This is a genomic window from Gluconobacter sp. P1D12_c (genome assembly GCF_018812105.1).
Classification (GTDB): Bacteria; Pseudomonadota; Alphaproteobacteria; order Acetobacterales; family Acetobacteraceae; genus Gluconobacter; species Gluconobacter oxydans_A.
In genome coordinates, this window is sequence record NZ_JACSIQ010000786.1 from 1 (window position 1) to 375 (window position 375).

Here is a 375-nt window from a genome sequence, read left to right on the forward strand (position 1 = left end):
CGCCACCAGCGTTGCATCCAGGATCTGGCCCGACATCGGCAGATAGCCGGCGTGCCGCAGGGTCGCGTCAAAACGGTTGAACAGACCCTCGATCGCTCCCACCTGCGTCAGGCGCTCACGGAACAGCCAGAGTGTTTTGGCATCAGGAACACGATCTGAAAGCCCCAGCCCAAGGAAGCGCATGAACGACAGGCGATCGTTGATCAGATATTCCGTCCGCTCATCAGACAAATTGTTCAACGTCTGGATCACCAGGATCTTGAACATCAGCACCGGATCAAATGGCGGTCGCCCGCCTTTGCTTCCATCTGAATAGGCCAGTGCCTTCTCCAGATCAGGACGGAACACTTCAAAATCCACAGTCCGGGAAAATGC

1 protein-coding gene is annotated in these 375 nt (G+C 56.3%); it reads right to left on the bottom strand.

Going from position 1 to position 375, the window contains the following annotated elements; genetic code table 11:
- Window positions 1–375: transposase (locus tag KP705_RS19195; protein WP_215765461.1), on the bottom strand; the 375-nt coding region annotated here is incomplete at both ends.